Origin of the sequence: Enterovirga sp. CN4-39 (assembly GCF_049446235.1) — a bacterium.
Lineage (GTDB): Bacteria > Pseudomonadota > Alphaproteobacteria > Rhizobiales > Beijerinckiaceae > Enterovirga.
Genome location: NZ_JBMSEF010000002.1, coordinates 542,243 through 559,254, shown reverse-complemented (window position 1 = coordinate 559,254; position 17,012 = coordinate 542,243). Strand labels below are relative to the sequence as shown.

Here is a 17,012-nt window from a genome sequence, read left to right as displayed (position 1 = left end):
AGCCAGGGAGGTCACCATGAGTTCCTCAAGACGCCAGTTTCTCCAGGTCACGGCTGCGACCGCCGCCGCCATGGCCGCCCGTCCCGCCTTCGCGCAAACGGGCGAACCGCTTCTCATCGGCGTGCCGCTGCCGATGACAGGGGTGCTGGCCGTCGGGGGGCAGGTGATCCTCGGAGGCATCAAGTACGCGGCGGAGGAGCTGAACAAGAGCGGCGGCGTGCTGGGCCGGCAGGTCAAGCTCCTGATCGAGGACACCAAGAGCGAGCCGAACACGGCTGCGACCATCGCGTCCAAGATGGCTACTGAAGACAAGGTCTACGCCTTTGTCGGGGGCTACGGCAGCACGGCCGACTTCGCGTTGCTGTCGAGCGTGCGCCGATACAAGCCGCTCTTCATCCACACGGGATCGTCATCCGTGAGGCTGGAGACGACTTTCGGCAAGGAGGATTGGTACTACCACGTCTATATCTGGGATTATCACCGGCAGAAGGCGGCGGCGCGCTTCATCGCGTCGATCGAACCGAAGCCGAAGACGGTCGCGCTCGCATTCGAGGACGGGCTCTACGGTGCCGACGCCGCGAAGTACGCCGAGCAATACATGAAGGCCGAGGGTCTACAGCTCGTCATGAAGGAGCCCTTCAAGACCGGCTCGCCGGATTTCTCGCCGATCCTCACGCGCGTCAAGTCGCTGAATCCCGACGTGTTCTTCTCCGTCGGCTACTCGGGCGACAACCTGCAGCTCGTGCGGCAGCAGAACAGCCTGGGGGTGAAGCCGAAGCTTACCATGGTGGTCTCTGCCGGCGACAAGCGCGCCGATTACGGCGACCTCAGCGAAGGCACTGCCATGATCGCCGAGTGGTCGGCACATGAGACCACGCCGGGCGTGGCCGAATTCGTGAAGAACGCTCAAGCGGCAACAGGCCAGACGATCATCTCGCCCTTCCTGCAGGGCTATGTCGGCCTGAAGTCGCTGACCGATTCCATCAAGGCAGCGGGCAGCACCGACGTTGCGAAAGTGCAGGAGAAGCTCTCGAGCCTCACCTTCGACACGCCCTACGGGAAGATCGGCTACAAGGCCTCCGATGCCGCCAAGCACCAGCTGCTCAGCGATGAGACCATGGTCGTCACCCAGCACCGCAAAGAGGGCGAGGAGGTTGTGTTCCCGGCCGCCAAGGCGGGCGGGAAGCTTGTCTACCCGGTGAAGTGATGGGTGCTCGCTTCGAGCTCCGCGGCACGGTCGGGCTTCTCACCCTGGCGGAGCCCGAGCGCCGGAACGCGCTTTCGACGAGCCTCGTCGAGGGTGCGCTCGCCGCGCTCGCATCGCCGGAGGCGAGCAGGGCGCGCGCGCTGGTGGTCGCGGGCGAGGGGAGGGCGTTCTGCGCCGGCGCGAATATCGGCGACCTCCTCGGCGCCGGTTGGATGACGGGCGCTCCGACCGGGCCGACGCCGATGGACCTGTTCCAGGCGATCGACGCGGACAGGCGCGTCACGATCGCCGCCACGCACGGGCTGGTCTTGGGCGGAGGTTGCGAGCTGACGCTCTGCTGCGACCTCGTGGTCGCGGCGGAGGATACGAGCTTCGCCCTACCCGAGCTCGGCCTCGGCGTGATGCCGAATACCGGCCTCGCGCGCCTCGTCCAGCTCGTGGGGCGGCGGCGCGCAATGGATGTGATCCTGACCCGGCGGCGGGTCGAGGCGCCGGAGGCTTCGACCCTGGGGCTGGTCAGCCGCATTGTCCCGGTCGGCGAACAGGTCGAGGCCGCCATCGCGCTCGCGCGCAGCATCACGGACGAGGTGCCGCCGGGCGCGCTCGCGGCCGTCAAGGCAGCGGCCCGGCGGGCAGCCCCGCTCGACTGGGATTTCGTCCGTGCGATCCTTGGCGACATCCCCGAAGCCGAGTGGCGCGAGGGCCTCGGCTCCTTTGCCGAGCGCCGAAAGGCCGATTTCTCCCGCTTCTGGAATGCCGATGCGTAAGCCCCAGGACTTCCGGGTCTTCGACCTGCACCACCATGTCGGCTCGCTCGAGATCGTGTCGCACGGCGCTGCCGGCGCCGGCACGATGGAGGACGACGCTGCCAAGCGCATCGCCTTCATGGACGCCAACGGTATCGAGCAGGCGCTGCTCATGCCGTCCAACGGGTATCCGGCGCCGAACGGTATTGCCGACACCCGCCGCGTCAACGACCAGGTCGCCATCTATCGCGATCGCTGGCCAGATCGCTTCCCCGCCGCCGTCGGCACCGTCTCCCCGCTCGAAGGCGAGGGCTCACTCGACGAGATCGACCGCTGCGTCACCCAGCTCGGCATGCGCGGAATCATCTGGCATCACCGCTTCCAGGGATGTGCGATCGACCATCCGCGGATGGACGCGCTCCTCGAGCGCGTGCAGGAGCACAATGTTCCGGCCTTCATCCACATCATCGGAGATTCGAAGCTCGAAGCGCCCTGGAAGCTCGAGATTCTGGCTGACAAGTTCCCCGATCTCACCTTCGTGGCGCTCGATGCCTTCTCGTCACCCGACTTGGCCCACTGGATGCCTTATCTGGCGAGCAAGCATCCCAACATCGTCTTCGACACGGGCGTCATGATCCCAGTCTCGCACATGATGGAGACCTTCGTCGCAAAGAACGGGGCGGAGCGGCTCCTTCTTGGCACCGACTTCTACTCGTCTCCGAAGCTCTTCAGCCATCCGTTCCCGCTCTACGAGATCCTTGCCTCCGATCTCTCGGACCAGGATTGCGAGCTGGTTTTGGGCGGCAACGCTCGTCGCCTTCTTGGCATCCGCTAGCCGCTGGAGCACCGGTGGCCGCCGCGATACAGCAGGCATACGAAGCGATCCGGGGGGCAATCGCGTCCGGGACCTATGGGCCTGGGCAGCATCTGCGTGCCGCGGAGGTCGCCGACCGCCTTGGGATCAGCCGCACGCCTGTCCGGGAGGCCCTGCGGCGGCTCTCGGCCGAGGGGTTGGTGGAGTTCTTCGCGAACCGCGGCGCCTACGTTACGCACTGGTCCCAATCGGACGTCGAAGAGGTCTTCGCTCTGAGGACGGTGCTTGAGGCGCATGCTGCCGAGGTCGCCGCCGCTCGACTGACGCCTGCCGCGCTCGAAGAACTCGAGCGCTATGCGACAGAGATGGAGGGCGTGGTCGGATCGGGACCCGATCGCGACCTTGCCGAGCTTGCGCGGCGGAACGGCGAGTTCCATCGCATCATCATCACGGCCGCGGCAAATCAGAGGCTCTCGGCCATGATCTCGAGCGTCGTCGAGATGGCGCTCGTGACGCGGACGTTCCACGTCTATTCCGACGAAGACCTCGCCCGCAGCATGACGCATCATCGCGAGCTGATCGCGGCCTTCCGCGGCCGGGACAGCGTATGGGCTGGCTCCGTCATGCGCAGCCATATCCGTGCGGCCCATCACGTCTTCATCTCGTCATTGAGGCGCTCGGCACCGCCGAACATATCGACGCCGACGGTCGCCAACGGCCCAGGTCGGTCAACGACCTGATCTGCGGGACGTCGCTGCGAAGCATCAGAGCGCCACTACAATGATGGCGCTCGATCGTATTTGAAGTACCAAACCAAGTCTAACCCGCACCTTCCTCCAGCAACATCGGAAACAATCGCCATTTCGGCTGTTGAGAGACGATCAGCGTTGTGGCCACGCCCGGCTGACGGTGGCCCGGTCTCTCGGAGCTGACGAGGGCGGATCTGATGACGATGTACGGGCGGCTGAAGGCGGCGTTCCTCTATTTCGAGGGGGCGGTGCCGTTCAGGCTCAAGCCCGCACTGATCGCCACGGTCGTGCTCGCGATCCTGCTGCTGGTCCCGGCGCCGGCGGGACTGACGGAGAAGGCCTGGGCGCTCCTTGCGATCTTCCTGACGACCATCCTCGCCATCATCCTCAACGTGATGCCGATCGGCGTCATCGCGATGATGGCGATCGTCGTCGTGGCGCTGTCGCAGGTTACGGCTGCGTCCTCGCGGGAGGCCATAGCCGACGCGCTGAGTAGTTTTTCCAGCCCTCTCATATGGCTGATCGTCGTGGCCGTCCTGATCTCGCGCGGCTTGAGGAAGACAGGTCTCGGCAGGCGGATAGGCCTGATCTTCATCGGGCTCATGGGCCGCCACACGATCGGTATCGGTTACGGCCTGGCCACTTGCGAGCTGTTGCTGGCGCCATTCACTCCCAGCAACACGGCCCGCGGCGGCGGGATCGTGCACCCGATCATGAGGTCCATCGCCACCTCCTTCGATTCCGACCCGGCCAAGGGAACGGAGGGCAAGATGGGCACCTACCTGGCGCTGGTGAACATGCATGCGAACACGATCACGTCCGGCATGTTCGTCACGGCGACTGCGCCCAATCCGCTGGTCGTCGACTACATCGCCCGCGCGACGGACCAGAGCCTCGAACTGAGCTGGACCACGTGGGCGATATGCATGGCGGTTCCAGGGCTTGTCTGCCTGGGCCTCATGCCGCTCGCGATAGCGGTCCTTTCACCGCCTGCCGTAAGGGCGACACCTCACGCAGTCGAATACGCGCGGGCCGAACTGACGAAGATGGGCCCGCTCTCCGGGCCCGAGAGAGTGATGATCGGCACCTTCGGCCTGCTGCTGGTCCTTTGGGCGAACGTGCCTGCGCTTGTGCTCGGGGAGGCGGCCGTTCTCGACCCCACCGTCGTCGCCTTCGTCGGGCTGTTCGTGTTGATCATCACGGGCACGCTCGATTGGAACGACGTGCTCTCCGAGAAGAGCGCGTGGGACACGCTGATCTGGTTCGGCGCGCTGGTGATGATGGCCGAGCAGCTCAACGAGGCCGGCGTGATCGCCTGGCTGTCGGCGCGCCTTCAGGACGGCATCCTGGCCTCCGGGGTCGGCTGGCAGGCTGCCGCCGCGATCCTCGTGCTGCTCTTCGTGTTCAGCCACTACCTCTTTGCCAGCACGACGGCGCATATCAGCGCCATGATGCTGGCCTTCCTGACGGTCGGCGTCGCGCTCGTGCCCCCCGACTATGTCGCTCCCTTTGCCTTGATGATGGCGGCGGGGTCCACGATCATGATGACGCTGACGCATTACGCCACCGGGACCTCGCCGATCATCTTCGGCAGCGGCTACGTGACCATGGCCACATGGTGGAGGGTCGGCCTCGTCATGTGCATCGGCGAGCTGCTGATCTACGCCGTGCTGGGGAGCGCCTGGTGGAAGCTCCTGGGCCTCTGGTGATCTGCTCATCGTCCAGGCCTACGACGCAACCCGGTCTTACCGAGACGGGCGGACGCGTGAGCCCAGCTCGCTCCGGGCGCTCTCCCACTAACCCGGCTTGTCCGCCTTGGATCGAGAAGCGGGTTGCTCGGCAGCTTTCTGCTCCTCGACCACTTCGAGGAGCAGCTTGGCGGCAGCCATCGAGCCCGGCCAGCCCGAATAGAACGCCAGGTGAGTGATCATCTCGCTGAGCTCGTCGACGGTCACTCCGTTCGAGAGGGCGCGTACGAAGTGGCCCTTGAGCTGGTCAGGCCGGTAGGCGGTCAGGAGCGCCGCGCATGTGATCAGGCTTCGGTCGCGCTTAGAGAGCCCCTCCCGCTCCCAGACATCCCCGAAGAGGACCGTCTCGGTCAGCTCGATCATGTGGGGCACGATCGCCGAGAGCTTCGCTCGGACGGGCGTGGATGGCGTAGCGGCCATGGCGGGATGCTCCGAAATATGATGCAGAGACCCGGAGATCCGAAAAGAGGACATCCCGGTGGGCACAGCTTTCATATGCACCGCGTGCGGGCAGCAATACCCCGAGGCAGATGCTCCACCGGAAGGTTGCAAGATCTGCCTGGACGGACGCCAATATGTTCCGGCGTCAGGCCAGGGCTGGACGAGCTCCCCGGCGCTTTCGGCCCGTCATTTCGGCACCTGGCGAATGCACGAGCCCGGGCTATACGGGTTCGGCATCTCGCCAAAATTCGCAATCGGGCAGCGGGCGCTCTTCGTCTCGACCGGCGAAGGGCTGATCTTGTGGGACCTTGTCCCCTTCCTGGACGAGGCGACCCGGGAGATCGTCGCTTCGCTCGGGGGCATCAAGGCGATCGCCATCAGCCACCCACATTACTATTCCAATCTGGTGGAATGGAGCCGCGCCTTCGGTGACGTGCCCGTCTACCTGCACGAGAACGACCGATCCTGGGTCACGCGGCCGGATCCGTGCATCGTGCACTGGTCGGGCGACAGCCGCGAACTCGCGCCCGGGGTGACGATCGTCCGGACAGGCGGCCATTTCGAGGGGGCTTCCGTCCTTCACTGGGCCGCCGGCGCTGAGGGTGCCGGCGTGCTGCTGACAGGCGACAGCGTCCAGGTCGGGCCCGACCGACGCGTGAGCTTCATGCGCAGCTACCCGAACATGGTTCCGCTCAACGAGGCGAGCGTCGCCTCCATCTCGGCGACGCTCGAGCCGCTCGCGTTCGAGCGGATCTATGGCGCCTTCTTCGAAAGCGTTGTCCCTCGAGAGGCCAAGATCGTTTTCCGCGAGAGCGTGAGGCGTTACCTCGCGGCCCTCAAGGGCGATTACCGGCTGCCCGGGAACGGCTGAAGCCGCGCCAGCATCCCGCTCTCAGGCGGGTACGAGCGGACAGCCGCCCTTGTTCGCGGCCCGGAATGCCCGCTCGGGCGGCGTCGATTCGATGAGCTTGTAGTAGTCGTACGGGCCACGGCTCTCGGCCGGGGTCTTCACCTGGAAGAGATGCATCGGGTGCAGCTTACGCCCGTCTAGCCGGATCGAACCCGGGCCGAAGAGCGGATCGTCGGTCGGAATCGCCTTCATCCGCTCGACCGTCGCTCGGCCGCTCGCCTTGGCGGCTCCGACACCCAGCGCGGAGACCGCCTTGAGATAGTGCAGGACGGCGCTGTAGGCGCCTGCATGCGCGATGCTCGGCATCTGGCCGTTCATCTGCGCCCCGAAGCGCTGCGAGAAGGCGCGGGTCCCGTCGGTCAGGTCCCAGTAGAACGGTTCGCTGAGGAGGAGCCCGCCCGCGACGGCGAGGCCCATGCCGTGCACGTCCCCGAGCTGGATCACGAGGCCCGCCACGCGCTGCTTGCCTGACATCATGCCGAACTCGGCGGCCTGCTTGATGCAGGTCACCACATCCTGCCCGCCCTGGGCCAGGCCGACCACCTTCGCGCCGCTCGTCTGCGCCTGCAGCAGGAAGGACGAGAAGTCGTTCGAGGGCGAGGGTGTCAGCACGTTGCCGATCACCTTCCCGCCCTGCTCCGTCACCGCGGTCGCGGCGTCGCGCTGGAGCGCCTTCCCAAACGCGTAGTCGGCCGTGAGAAAGAACCAGGTGTCGCCGCCGCCCGCCATGATGCCTTGCACGGTTCCCTGGTTCAGAGCCCAGGAATCGTAGGTCCAGTGGATGCTGTTTGGCGTGCAGGCTGAGCCGGTCAGGTCGCTGCTCGCGGGCGCGGTGAAAAGCGCCACCCTGTCGCGCTCCTTGACCAGGTTGGCGACTCCAAGCGCCGCCGAGGAGATCGGCACGTCGATGATGCAGTCGACCTCAGCGCGGTCGATCCACTCGCGGCTGAGGGTGAGGGCGACGTCCGGCTTGTTCTGCTGGTCGGCGCTGACGAGTTCGACCCTGAGGCCCGGGTCGATCTTCTTGTAATCCTCGATCGCCATCGTGGCGCCGAGGACCGAGCCGCGTCCGGTATTCGTGGCGTAGATCCCCGACATGTCCGTCAGGACCCCGATCTTGACCGAGCTGGCCTGGGCCCGCGCGATCGCAGGACAGCCGAAACTCGCACCGAGCGCGGCGGCGGAGCCCAGGACGTGACGTCGTGACAGCATTGATTTCCCCCCTTGGCTGATGAGCTGTTGTCGGCAGCCCTTTCCGAGCGCCCTTATCGAAGCTCGCTCATAACCTCTTCGATGCTCGCGACCCGGCAGACGGGCCGAAGCGCCGCGAGCGCGGTCTCATGGGTCTCGAGCGAGAAGGCGGCGCATCCGTCACTGAGCACCGCGACGTCGAGGTCGCGCACATGCGCCTCCCGGACCGTCGAGGCGACCCCGCCATTGGTGACGATGCCGCAGACGAAGAGGTGCTGGATGCCGCACTTGCGAAGCACCCATTCGAGGCGTGTCTGATAGAAGGCCGAATAGGCGAGTTTCTCGACAGAGAGATCGGCCGGCTGCAACTCGTCCACGAGAGCGTGCCCCCAGGAGTTGGGGGCGAAATCGCCCTTGGCGAGGAAAGGCCGCAGCTGCTTCAAATGAGGCGAGATGATGGGCTCGCCGCCCTTTTCGGGAACAAGCGTGAACTGGGTGGAAACAATCCAGCCGCCGCGGCTGCGCAATAGATCGGCCAGAGGCTTCACCCGGGCGGGAAGCGCCGCAATGGCCTCGTGCCCTTGGCCTGCACGGCTATAGGCTCCGGCCGGATGCACGAAATCGTTCTGAAGATCGACGATCAGCAGTGCGGTGTCAGAAAGTTGTTCGGGCCGGGACATCATCTTTTCTAGGATGCTCGAGCTGCCCGCGTCCATCTGCGCGCGCCGCCGGGTAGGTCAAATCGCGGCTATCGAGCTTCCCATCGACGGTGGCGATTCACTTCTAGTCCCTACTGAGGCGGACATGATCATGGTCTTCCGCCCCTTCAGCTCTACGCAAATACTCGCTGCTAGTGAATCAAAGGCCGAGATAGGCCCGCCGGACGCGGTCGTCGTTGGCGAGCTCGGCTGCCGGGCCTTCGATCGCGATGCGGGCATGTTCGAGCACATAGGCATGGCTCGCCTGCTTGAGGGCGAGGGCCACGTTCTGCTCCACCAGCAGGATCCCGATGCCGCGGCTCGCGATGGTGCCGATCACGCGCATCACCTGCTTGACGACGATGGGCGCCAGCCCGAGCGACGGCTCGTCGAGAAGGAGATAGCGCGGCTGCGACATCAGTCCCCGGGCGATTGCGCACATCTGCTGTTCACCGCCGGAGAGGGAGCCGGCCGCTTGGCCGAGCCGCTCCTTTACCCGGGGAAAGATCTCGAACAGCCAATCCAGCGTCTCGGCCTCGCGCTTGCGGCCGCGCGGCGCATAGGCTCCGAGCTCGAGGTTCTCGCGCACGCTCATGAAGGGGAAGAGCTGCCGCCCCTGGGGGACATGGGCGATGCCGGCCTCGACCCGCTCGTGCGGCGACATTCGGCCAAGGTCCACGCCGTCCAGCCGGATGGTCCCGGACCGCACCTGCGTGACGAGGCCGGAGATCGCGTTGAGGGTCGTAGTCTTTCCATTGCCGTTGGCGCCGAGCAGGGCCACGACCTTGCTCTCCGGCACCTCGAGGCTGACGCCGCGCAGGACAGTCACGTCGCCGTAGCCCGCGACAAGATCGCGAATCTCGAGGCTCATGGCTCATCGCTCCCGAGATAGGCCGCAACCACGGCCGGGTCGCGGACGACCTCGGCCGGCACGCCATCGGCGATCTTGCGCCCGTAATCGAGGACGACCACGCGCTCGGCCAGCGACATGACCGCGTGCAGGTTGTGCTCGATCATGATCACGGCGAGGCCATCCGCCTCGGCAAAGCTGCGGATCAGATGGAGGCTGTCGTTGACCTCCGAGGGGTTCAGTCCTGCCAGGATCTCGTCCAGCAGCAGGATCTTCGGCTGGATCGACAGCGCACGCGCGAGTTCGAGGCGCTTGCGCGCTTCGAGGGTCAGGCTGCCGGCAGGCCGGCCGGCGAGGGATCCCATTCCCACACGCTCGATGATCGCCGCGGCTCGCCGGCGCGCCTCGGCAATCGGATGGTGGAGGAGAGCGCCCACGGTGACGTTCTCGAGCACCGTGAGCGTCGTCAGAGGTTTCACGATCTGGAAGGTGCGTCCGATCCCGGCTCGCGCGCAGGCGGTTGCAGAGGCCTTGGTGACAGGGGCTCCTGCGAAGACGACGCGGCCGGAATCGGCCCGTATGTGCCCACTGATGATGTTGAACAACGTCGTCTTGCCGGCGCCGTTCGGGCCGATGAGGCCGACGATCTGCCCGGGCCGAACGTCGAAAGAAACATCGTCGACCGCGACGAGCCCTCCGAAGCGGCGTGTCACGCCCTCGATCCGCATCAAGGCGGAGGAGTTCGCGCTCATTGCGCCCGCCTCCTGGCCTGGATGGCGCCGACTACGCCCTGCGGCGCCAGGAGGACCACGGCGAGAAGCACGGTGCCATAGATGAGGAGGCGCGGCCCGCCGCCGACGAACTGGCTCAGCGCGCCGTCGAGTGGCGTCATGATCATCGCGCCGACGATGGGGCCAGCGGGCGTGCCGAGGCCACCGATGATCGCGAGCAGCGCCACCTGGACGGAATTGTTGATCGAGAACACGCTCGGCGGGTCGATGAAGAGGATGTACTGGGCGTAGAAGAATCCGCCCATCGCCGTCAGAGCGGCGCTGATGAGCGTGATGAGCAGCTTCACCCGAAGCGGATCGACGCCCATGCTGGCCGCCGTCGCCTGGTCGTCCCGTACGGCTACCAGGTACAGCCCGAGCCGGCCGCGATGCATCCAGCGGGCGACGCCGTAGACGAGCAGCATGAACAGCGCCGCCGCGATCAGATAGGCGAGGCGGGAGGAGAACATGAAGTTCTCCAGCCCGGGCCGAAACGGGATCGCGATGCCGCTCGACCCGCGAGTCATGTCGGACCAGTTGTTCGCGACGATCTCCATCGCGATCGGGAAGACGAGCGTGGCGAGCGAGAAGAAGGCGCCGCGCAGCCGGAAGCAGGGCCAGCTGATGAGCACCGCGACCGCCGACGTAATGACGATGCTGGCGACGAGGCCGATCCAGGGCGACAGGCCGAACTTCGTGTAGGCGATGGCCGTCACGTAGGCGCCAATACCGAGGAAGGCCGCGTGACCGAGCGAGACGAGGCCGCCATAGCCAGCCATCAAGTTCCAGGCGCCCGCCAGACCCGCCCAGAGGCAGGTCATCACCAGGATGTTGAGGTAATAATCGTTGAAGAGGCTCATTTCGTCCCGACCTCTTCCATGCCGACGCGGCCGAAGAGCCCCTGTGGCCGAACGAGCAGGATGAGGAGAAACAGCCCGAGCGCGATCAGGTCCTTGAGTTCGACGGAGATGAAAAACCCGGTCAGCGTCTGCGTGATGCCGATGATCAGGCCGCCGACCACCGCTCCCGTGACGCTCCCAAGCCCCCCGAGCACCACGACCACGAAGGCCGTGATGATGAGATCCACGCCCGCGCCGGGGAAGGTGTAGTAGATCGGCGTGAGGATGCAGCCGGCGACGGCCGCGCAGGCAACTCCGACCCCGAACGCCACGCGATTGAGACGCTCGGTGTCGATTCCCATCAGGCTCGCCGCGTAGCGGTTCTGCACCATCGCCCGGAGCGCGCGGCCTTCGCGCGTGAAGTTCAGGAAGGCGACAAGCAGCGCCGCCATCGCGAGCGCGGTGAGGAAGGCGTAGAGCGAGGTCGCGGCGATAGAGACCTGGCCGACCACGAAGGAAGTGGTCGAGTAGGAGGCCTGGACCGATCGGTAATCCGGGCCCCAGAGCGTCAGGGCGAGGTTCTGGAGGATCACGGAGACCGCGAATGTCGCGAAGATCTGCATCGCGTGGGGCGCGTGCAGGATCGGCCGCACGACGATCCGTTCGGTCAGGAGGCCGAGTACATAGATCGCCGGCGCAACGATCAGGATCGACAGGTAAGGGTCGATCCCGAACAGCAGGTTCAGCCAGAACGCGCCGAACATCGCCAGCATGATGAATTCGCCCTGCGCGAAATTGACGATGCGCAGGACGCCGAAGATCAGCGTGAGGCCGATCGACAGCAATCCGTAGACGCCGCCGATCAGGATCCCCGACACGATCAGCTGGGGGAGGATGTCGAGCATGATTCTGGCCTGGCCAGCTTCTGGAGGCTAGCGGTTGCTCCAAGCCGGGAGGGGAATGTTCGTCGCGTCGGTTGTCTTCACCTTGTCCGGCGAGATCACGACGAGCTTGCCGTCCTGCCATTGCTGCGCCACCGGGAAGGAGCGCTGGTTCTGGCCCGGCATCGCGTCGCCTTCGGGTGCGAACTTGATGCCCCAGCCGAGAACAGTCTTCCCCTCGGGGATGTCGAGGGCGAGTGCCGCCGCGCGCACCTTGGCCGGCTCCGTGGAGCCCGCCTTGGCGATCACCTCGCTCAGGAGAGCATGAGTGCCGACGAAGCCCTGGGTCCCGACATAGGAGGGCGTCTTCCCGACCTTCGCCTCGAAGCGCTTGCGGAACTCGGCGAGCAGCGCGCGCGATTCCTCCGACAAGGCGTCCGGGTTCACGTTGGCCGACCCCTCCGTGTTGAAGATGCCGTTCACGGCATTGCCGAGCCCCTCTGCATAGCTCGGAAGCCCGTGGATGCCGCCCGTCCCGATATAGGCGCCGACATTCACGTTGAGCTGCTTCATCTGCCGCTGGATGAGGAGCGCATCGTTGGCGTAGGACGAGGCGATCACGATGTCCGCGCTGCCGGCTCGCATGCGAAGCACGAGCGGTGACAGATCTGTGGAGGACGCCTTGTAGGGGAGGCGGCCTGCCACCTTGAACCCGTCCGCCTTCGCCTTTTCTTCCGCCGCAGAAGCGACGGAGGTGCCGTAGTCCGAATCCTCGTGGATCACGAGGACGGTCAACTCGGACGGCTTCTTTCCGAGTTTCGGCGCGATGACGTCCTTTGCGACGGTCGCCGCGAGCTGTCCGTTCTGGCTCGCCGTGAACGGCACGCGGAAGAAGTTCTTGAAGCCGCGCTTGGTCAGCCCGTCCGCGATGCCGCCCGTCTCCCAATAGATGCCGCCACGGCGCTCGACGACCTGGCTCGCCGCGTAGGATAGGCCGCTGGAATAGGTTCCGGTGATGACCTCGAGCTTCTCGAGCGAGGCGAGGCGCTCGGCCTCCGATTGCGCCTTGTCAGGCGTCGAGGCGTCACCGGTGACGATCTCGACCTTGCGGCCGTTGATCCCGCCTTTCTCGTTGATCATCTCGACCGCGACACGGGCGCCTTCCATGTTCTCGTTGCCGAGAAGGGCGAGAGGTCCGCTCAGCGGGTAGAGCGCGCCGATCCGGAGCGGCTCCTGGGCCGCTGCGCCCGTGACACCGACCACGAAACAGGCGGCGGCGAACAGGCTGAAACTCGCTGTCGAACGGGTCATGTCGGCTGTCCTTCTGTCTGGCGCGGGAGGTCTTGCAGCTGGCGTATGACGTCGGCGGTCGACATCACGTCCGCGAATTGCCGGTCCATGTCGAACAGGCTGATCGCGTGCGAGATCGGGAGCCGGTCGAACACGGCATCCGACGGCACGATGGTGCGGAAGTTGTAGGAGGAGGAATCGAACACGGTCGCGCGAACGCAATTGCTCGTCGCGCCGCCGACCACGATCACGGTGTCGATCTTACGGTCGACCAAGTAGGCGAGAAGCGGCGTTCCGAAAAAGCCGCTCGGCTTCTTCTTCACGAAGACGATATCGCCCGGCTCGGGGCCGACCTCCGGGAGAAGCTCGGAGCCGGGCGTGCCCTCGAGACACCAATCCGGACGATCGAGAAACGCGCGCTTGCGGCCGTACACGCCGATGTCGGCGGCCGTCGGATCGAGGGCGAAGCGAGTGAGGAAGACCGGCACGCGAACGGCCCGGGCGGCCGCGAGAAGCTGGGAGATACGGTCGACGGCCGCCCAGCCGATCTCGCCGCAGGACGACGGAAAGCGCTCGTCCTTCACGCCGCGCTCGCCGACCATGTAGCGCTGACAATCGATCGCCACGATCGCCGGGCGTATGCCGAAGCCCATGCGCTGGGCGAAGCGGCCGCGGGCGAGGACCGCGCGGTCCTCCTCCCCTAGGTATCGCGCCCAGGGCAGCTCGGCCGGTGACGTGGGTTGGCTCATCGGGCGGTCTCTCCTGCGCCTCTCGGGGCGGGATGCTCCGCGATCCAGTGGCGGGCGATGTCGATGCGCCGGCAGACCCAGACGCGATCATGCTTCATGATGTGATCGAGCACGCGGGCGAGCGCATGGGTTCGGGCGGGACGGCCGGTGACCCGGCAATGCAGCCCGACCGACATGATGGCCGGACGCTCCTCGCCCTCCTCGTAGAGGCGGTCGAAGGCAGAGATCAGGTAGTTCTCGAAATCAGCCGGGGTGCCGAAGCCGGAGGGCGTCGCGAACTTCCCGTCATTCGCATCCATCGTGTACGGCACGACGAGATGCTGCCGCCCGCCGACCTCCGTCCAATAGGGCAGCTCGTCGTTGTAGGCGTCGGAATCGTAAAGGAACCCGCCCTCCTCGACGACGAGGCGGCGCGTATTCTCGCTCGGCCCGAAGCGACAATACCAGCCGAGCGGCCGCTCCCCGGTGGTCCGAGCGATCGATTCCACCGCCTTGTGGATGCGCTCGCGTTCCTCCTCCTCCGAGAGGCGGAAATGCTCTTCCCAGCGATACCCATGGGCGCAGACGTCGTAGGCCGACGCCACGATCTCCTCGCAGACCTGCGGGTTGCGCTCCATCGCGAGCGCACAGCCGAATACCGTGAGCGGCAATCCGCGCTCCTGGAAGAGCCGGAAGAGCCGCCAGACGCCGACGCGGCTGCCGTATTCGTACATGGTCTCGAAGGCGAGATCGCGCCGGCCCGCGGGAACCCGGCCGCCCGGCGCCTCGGCGAGGCCGAGCTCGGTGCGGTTGTCGCCGTCCAGGATCGTGTATTCGGACCCTTCCTCGTAGTTGACGACGAAGTTCACTGCGACACGCGCGCGGCCCGGCCAGCGCGGGTCGGGCGGCGTGCGGCCGTAACCGACAAGGTCACGGCCTAGGGGCCCGTTCATGCCGGCTCTCCCTTCCGGGCGCGCAGCCGATCGGCGAGCTCGGCGAGGATGTCGTCGCGGTGCTGATCAATTCGCCCGCCCGGGAACCGGATGCTGCCCGGGGTCCGCGACAGGCGCGGGAACACGTTCTGCATCTTCAGCGGCCCGAGATCCTCGTCCTCGACGGTGGTGATCGACTCGCGTGCCGCAAATTGCGGATCCTCGAAGATCTGTCCGACATCGTAGATCGGCGCGATGGCGGCCTCGGCCTTCTCGAAGGTCTCGATGACTTCCTTCAGGTCATGGCGCGCGATCCAGCCGCCGACAATCAGGTCGATCGCATCGACGTGCTTCACGCGGTCGAGATTGGTCTGGAAGCGCGGGTCGTCCGCGGTCCCCTCGCCACCGGTGAGGTTCAGAACGCGGCGCACGATGCTCGGAGCCGCAGCCGAGAGCGCGACCCATCGCCCGTCCCGCGTCTTGTAGGCATTCCGCGGCGCATTGTTGACGGAGCGATTGCCCGTCCGGTTCTGGATGATGCCGAGCTGATCGTAGACGGTCGGCTGCGCCCCCAGGAGGGCGAAGATCGGCTCGTAGATGGCGAGGTCGATGAACTGGCCCTTGCCGCTGCCCCGCACGTCGCGGTCGTAGATCGCGAACATGGAGGCGAAGCAGCCGAAATAGGCCGCGATGCCGTCCGCAAGGCCGAAGGGCGGCAGGGTCGGCGGGCCCTCGGGCTCGCCCGTGATATGGGCGAAGCCAGACATGGCCTCGGCGAGCGTGCCGAAACCTGCGCGTCGGCGGAACGGGCCCGTCTGGCCGAAACCGGTGACCCGGACCATGATCAGGCGTGGGTTCAGCTCGGACAGGACGTCCCAGCCGAGGCCCCAGCTCTCCAGCGTGCCAGTGCGGAAATTCTCGACCAGGATATCGGCATCCGCGACCAGCGACTTGAAGATTTCGGCATCCGACGCCGCCTTCAGGTCGAGCGCGATGCAGCGCTTGTTGCGCCCTGCGACCTTCCACCAGAGCCCGTGCCCGTCCTTCCTGTAGCCCATGTTCCGGATGGGATCCCCGGATGGGTGCTCGATCTTGATGACGTCTGCGCCGAAATCGCCGAGCAGCGTCGAGACGATCGGACCCGCGAACAGGGTCGCGCAATCGATGACCCGAAGGCCCTCGAGGGGTCCCTTCGCGGGAGCGCTCGTCTGACCCTCGCTCATCGAGAGGTCTCCCCGGCTGCCGTGAGGATCGCGCGGGCCCGCGCGATGAAGGGCTCGTCGACCATGTCGCCGTCCAAGGTGAAGGCGCCGACGCCGGCGCCGAGCTTCTCCTCCGCTGCGGCAAGCACCCGGCGGGCGCGTTCGATCTCCTGCGCGCTCGGGCCGAAGACCTCGTTTGCGATCGCGATCTGGCGAGGATGAATGCAGCTCTTGCCCGCGAAGCCGAAGCGCCGCGCCGTCTCGCATTCGCGCCTGTAGCCATCCTGGTCTTCGACACCCACGAAGGCGCCGTCATAGGCAGGTATGCCCGCTTCCGCAGCGGCCATCCGGACGGCGAAGCGCACAGCGGTGAGCGCGCCCTCCTGAGCGCGGTCGATCCCGAAGGGCTCGAACAGGTCACCAAAGCCGATCTGGAGTGCCATCACGCGGGGATGCGCGGTGGCGATGTCCGCCGCGAGACGCAAGCCACGCGGGGTCTCGATATTGGCCAGGATGGTGACCGGATCCGTCCGGCCGTGCTCGCGTTCGAGGCGCTCGAGGCGCTCGACGACCTCACGGACCTCGTCTGCGCTTTCGAGCTTGGGGACGTTCACGACGGCAAGGCCGGCCGGGACCAGCGCAGCGAGGTCGCCGCCAAAATGATCACTGTCGATCGCGTTCACGCGGACGATGATGAGGGGGGCGCCGGCAGGGCGGGCCTGCTTCAGCCACTCGGCAACAGTTTCGCGCCCCTCGGCCTTGCGCTCCCGCGCCACCGCGTCTTCCAGGTCGAAGGAGAGGGCATCGGCGCCAGAGGCCAGCGCCTTCCCGAAGAGCTCCGGCCGCGTTCCGGGCACGAAGAGCTTGCTCCGCATCGTCAAGTTATGCCCTTGAAGCATGTTGCTCTTGGAACCCGACCGGCTCCCTCCCGGATAGCCGACGGATTAGAGAGGCTCGACCGAGCCCGATCAAATAGTATGATCCTCTAGCGATATTCCGCCAAGGAATGGGATTGT

Annotated in this window: 18 protein-coding genes; 6 read left to right on the top strand and 12 right to left on the bottom strand. The window is 66.1% G+C overall.

Translation table 11 applies throughout. The annotated features are described in order from the left end of the window. Positions 1-16 precede the first annotated feature (16 nt). The 5 genes from ACO2SS_RS06425 (at position 17) to ACO2SS_RS06405 (ending at position 5,225) form a co-directional block, all read left to right on the top strand. A complete protein-coding gene (locus ACO2SS_RS06425) occupies positions 17-1,207 on the top strand; it encodes an ABC transporter substrate-binding protein (protein ID WP_423276761.1) in 1,191 nt (396 codons plus the stop codon). Continuing rightward, positions 1,207-1,974, top strand: coding sequence for an enoyl-CoA hydratase/isomerase family protein (locus ACO2SS_RS06420; protein WP_423276760.1), 768 nt, complete (start codon positions 1,207-1,209; stop codon positions 1,972-1,974). The genes ACO2SS_RS06425 and ACO2SS_RS06420 overlap by 1 nt, the downstream gene beginning before the upstream one ends. Continuing rightward, on the top strand, positions 1,967-2,788 hold the full coding sequence (locus ACO2SS_RS06415) for an amidohydrolase family protein (RefSeq protein ID WP_423276759.1): 822 nt from the start codon (positions 1,967-1,969) through the stop codon (positions 2,786-2,788). The genes ACO2SS_RS06420 and ACO2SS_RS06415 overlap by 8 nt, the downstream gene beginning before the upstream one ends. Before the next feature lie 14 nt (positions 2,789-2,802). Then, positions 2,803-3,507: a GntR family transcriptional regulator gene (locus ACO2SS_RS06410; RefSeq protein ID WP_423276758.1), complete on the top strand. Its 705-nt coding sequence runs from the start codon at positions 2,803-2,805 to the stop codon at positions 3,505-3,507. A 206-nt stretch (positions 3,508-3,713) separates the two neighbouring features. Then, complete coding sequence (locus ACO2SS_RS06405; protein WP_423276757.1) at positions 3,714-5,225, top strand: DASS family sodium-coupled anion symporter; 1,512 nt, start codon at positions 3,714-3,716, stop codon at positions 5,223-5,225. 87 nt (positions 5,226-5,312) lie between these two features. Here ACO2SS_RS06405 and ACO2SS_RS06400 read toward each other — a convergent pair whose 3' ends face one another. Continuing rightward, positions 5,313-5,684, bottom strand: coding sequence for a carboxymuconolactone decarboxylase family protein (locus ACO2SS_RS06400; protein ID WP_423276756.1), 372 nt, complete (start codon positions 5,682-5,684; stop codon positions 5,313-5,315). A 52-nt stretch (positions 5,685-5,736) separates the two neighbouring features. Here ACO2SS_RS06400 and ACO2SS_RS06395 point away from each other — a divergent pair, with 52 nt between their 5' ends. Further along, complete coding sequence (locus ACO2SS_RS06395; RefSeq protein WP_423276810.1) at positions 5,737-6,576, top strand: MBL fold metallo-hydrolase; 840 nt, start codon at positions 5,737-5,739, stop codon at positions 6,574-6,576. 21 nt (positions 6,577-6,597) lie between these two features. Here the strand turns inward: ACO2SS_RS06395 and ACO2SS_RS06390 are convergent, their stop codons facing one another. From ACO2SS_RS06390 to ACO2SS_RS06340, 11 genes are all read right to left on the bottom strand, one after another. After that, positions 6,598-7,827: an ABC transporter substrate-binding protein gene (locus ACO2SS_RS06390; protein ID WP_423276755.1), complete on the bottom strand. Its 1,230-nt coding sequence runs from the start codon at positions 7,825-7,827 to the stop codon at positions 6,598-6,600. 53 nt (positions 7,828-7,880) lie between these two features. Beyond that, entirely contained in the window at positions 7,881-8,489 is a 609-nt protein-coding gene (locus ACO2SS_RS06385; RefSeq protein WP_423276809.1) for a cysteine hydrolase family protein, read from the bottom strand. A gap of 175 nt (positions 8,490-8,664) precedes the next feature. Further along, on the bottom strand, positions 8,665-9,375 hold the full coding sequence (locus ACO2SS_RS06380) for an ABC transporter ATP-binding protein (protein ID WP_423276754.1): 711 nt from the start codon (positions 9,373-9,375) through the stop codon (positions 8,665-8,667). Then, complete coding sequence (locus ACO2SS_RS06375; RefSeq protein ID WP_423276753.1) at positions 9,372-10,106, bottom strand: ABC transporter ATP-binding protein; 735 nt, start codon at positions 10,104-10,106, stop codon at positions 9,372-9,374. The genes ACO2SS_RS06380 and ACO2SS_RS06375 overlap by 4 nt, the downstream gene beginning before the upstream one ends. Then, positions 10,103-10,984, bottom strand: a complete 882-nt coding sequence (locus tag ACO2SS_RS06370; RefSeq protein WP_423276752.1) for a branched-chain amino acid ABC transporter permease — start codon at positions 10,982-10,984, stop codon at positions 10,103-10,105. The genes ACO2SS_RS06375 and ACO2SS_RS06370 overlap by 4 nt, the downstream gene beginning before the upstream one ends. Beyond that, a complete protein-coding gene (locus tag ACO2SS_RS06365) occupies positions 10,981-11,868 on the bottom strand; it encodes a branched-chain amino acid ABC transporter permease (protein WP_423276751.1) in 888 nt (295 codons plus the stop codon). The genes ACO2SS_RS06370 and ACO2SS_RS06365 overlap by 4 nt, the downstream gene beginning before the upstream one ends. Before the next feature lie 27 nt (positions 11,869-11,895). Then, a complete protein-coding gene (locus ACO2SS_RS06360) occupies positions 11,896-13,155 on the bottom strand; it encodes an ABC transporter substrate-binding protein (protein WP_423276750.1) in 1,260 nt (419 codons plus the stop codon). Next, a complete protein-coding gene (locus ACO2SS_RS06355; RefSeq protein ID WP_423276749.1) occupies positions 13,152-13,883 on the bottom strand; it encodes a cysteine hydrolase family protein in 732 nt (243 codons plus the stop codon). Before ACO2SS_RS06355 ends, ACO2SS_RS06360 begins: the two co-directional genes overlap by 4 nt. Next, positions 13,880-14,815, bottom strand: coding sequence for an allantoinase PuuE (locus tag ACO2SS_RS06350; RefSeq protein ID WP_423276748.1), 936 nt, complete (start codon positions 14,813-14,815; stop codon positions 13,880-13,882). The genes ACO2SS_RS06355 and ACO2SS_RS06350 overlap by 4 nt, the downstream gene beginning before the upstream one ends. Further along, positions 14,812-16,017: a CaiB/BaiF CoA transferase family protein gene (locus ACO2SS_RS06345; RefSeq protein WP_423276747.1), complete on the bottom strand. Its 1,206-nt coding sequence runs from the start codon at positions 16,015-16,017 to the stop codon at positions 14,812-14,814. Before ACO2SS_RS06345 ends, ACO2SS_RS06350 begins: the two co-directional genes overlap by 4 nt. Further along, on the bottom strand, positions 16,014-16,871 hold the full coding sequence (locus tag ACO2SS_RS06340; protein ID WP_423276746.1) for an HpcH/HpaI aldolase/citrate lyase family protein: 858 nt from the start codon (positions 16,869-16,871) through the stop codon (positions 16,014-16,016). Before ACO2SS_RS06340 ends, ACO2SS_RS06345 begins: the two co-directional genes overlap by 4 nt. Between the last annotated feature and the right edge of the window lie 141 nt (positions 16,872-17,012).

Coding starts and splice junctions, on each gene's coding strand:
- ACO2SS_RS06425 (WP_423276761.1), top strand. CDS start 17: ATGAGTTCCTCAAGACGCCAGTTTCTCCAGGTCACGGCTGCGACCGCC.
- ACO2SS_RS06420 (WP_423276760.1), top strand. CDS start 1,207: ATGGGTGCTCGCTTCGAGCTCCGCGGCACGGTCGGGCTTCTCACCCTG.
- ACO2SS_RS06415 (WP_423276759.1), top strand. CDS start 1,967: ATGCGTAAGCCCCAGGACTTCCGGGTCTTCGACCTGCACCACCATGTC.
- ACO2SS_RS06405 (WP_423276757.1), top strand. CDS start 3,714: ATGACGATGTACGGGCGGCTGAAGGCGGCGTTCCTCTATTTCGAGGGG.
- ACO2SS_RS06400 (WP_423276756.1), bottom strand. CDS start 5,684: ATGGCCGCTACGCCATCCACGCCCGTCCGAGCGAAGCTCTCGGCGATC.
- ACO2SS_RS06390 (WP_423276755.1), bottom strand. CDS start 7,827: ATGCTGTCACGACGTCACGTCCTGGGCTCCGCCGCCGCGCTCGGTGCG.
- ACO2SS_RS06385 (WP_423276809.1), bottom strand. CDS start 8,489: ATGATGTCCCGGCCCGAACAACTTTCTGACACCGCACTGCTGATCGTC.
- ACO2SS_RS06380 (WP_423276754.1), bottom strand. CDS start 9,375: ATGAGCCTCGAGATTCGCGATCTTGTCGCGGGCTACGGCGACGTGACT.
- ACO2SS_RS06375 (WP_423276753.1), bottom strand. CDS start 10,106: ATGAGCGCGAACTCCTCCGCCTTGATGCGGATCGAGGGCGTGACACGC.
- ACO2SS_RS06370 (WP_423276752.1), bottom strand. CDS start 10,984: ATGAGCCTCTTCAACGATTATTACCTCAACATCCTGGTGATGACCTGC.
- ACO2SS_RS06365 (WP_423276751.1), bottom strand. CDS start 11,868: ATGCTCGACATCCTCCCCCAGCTGATCGTGTCGGGGATCCTGATCGGC.
- ACO2SS_RS06360 (WP_423276750.1), bottom strand. CDS start 13,155: ATGACCCGTTCGACAGCGAGTTTCAGCCTGTTCGCCGCCGCCTGTTTC.
- ACO2SS_RS06355 (WP_423276749.1), bottom strand. CDS start 13,883: ATGAGCCAACCCACGTCACCGGCCGAGCTGCCCTGGGCGCGATACCTA.
- ACO2SS_RS06350 (WP_423276748.1), bottom strand. CDS start 14,815: ATGAACGGGCCCCTAGGCCGTGACCTTGTCGGTTACGGCCGCACGCCG.
- ACO2SS_RS06345 (WP_423276747.1), bottom strand. CDS start 16,017: ATGAGCGAGGGTCAGACGAGCGCTCCCGCGAAGGGACCCCTCGAGGGC.
- ACO2SS_RS06340 (WP_423276746.1), bottom strand. CDS start 16,871: ATGCGGAGCAAGCTCTTCGTGCCCGGAACGCGGCCGGAGCTCTTCGGG.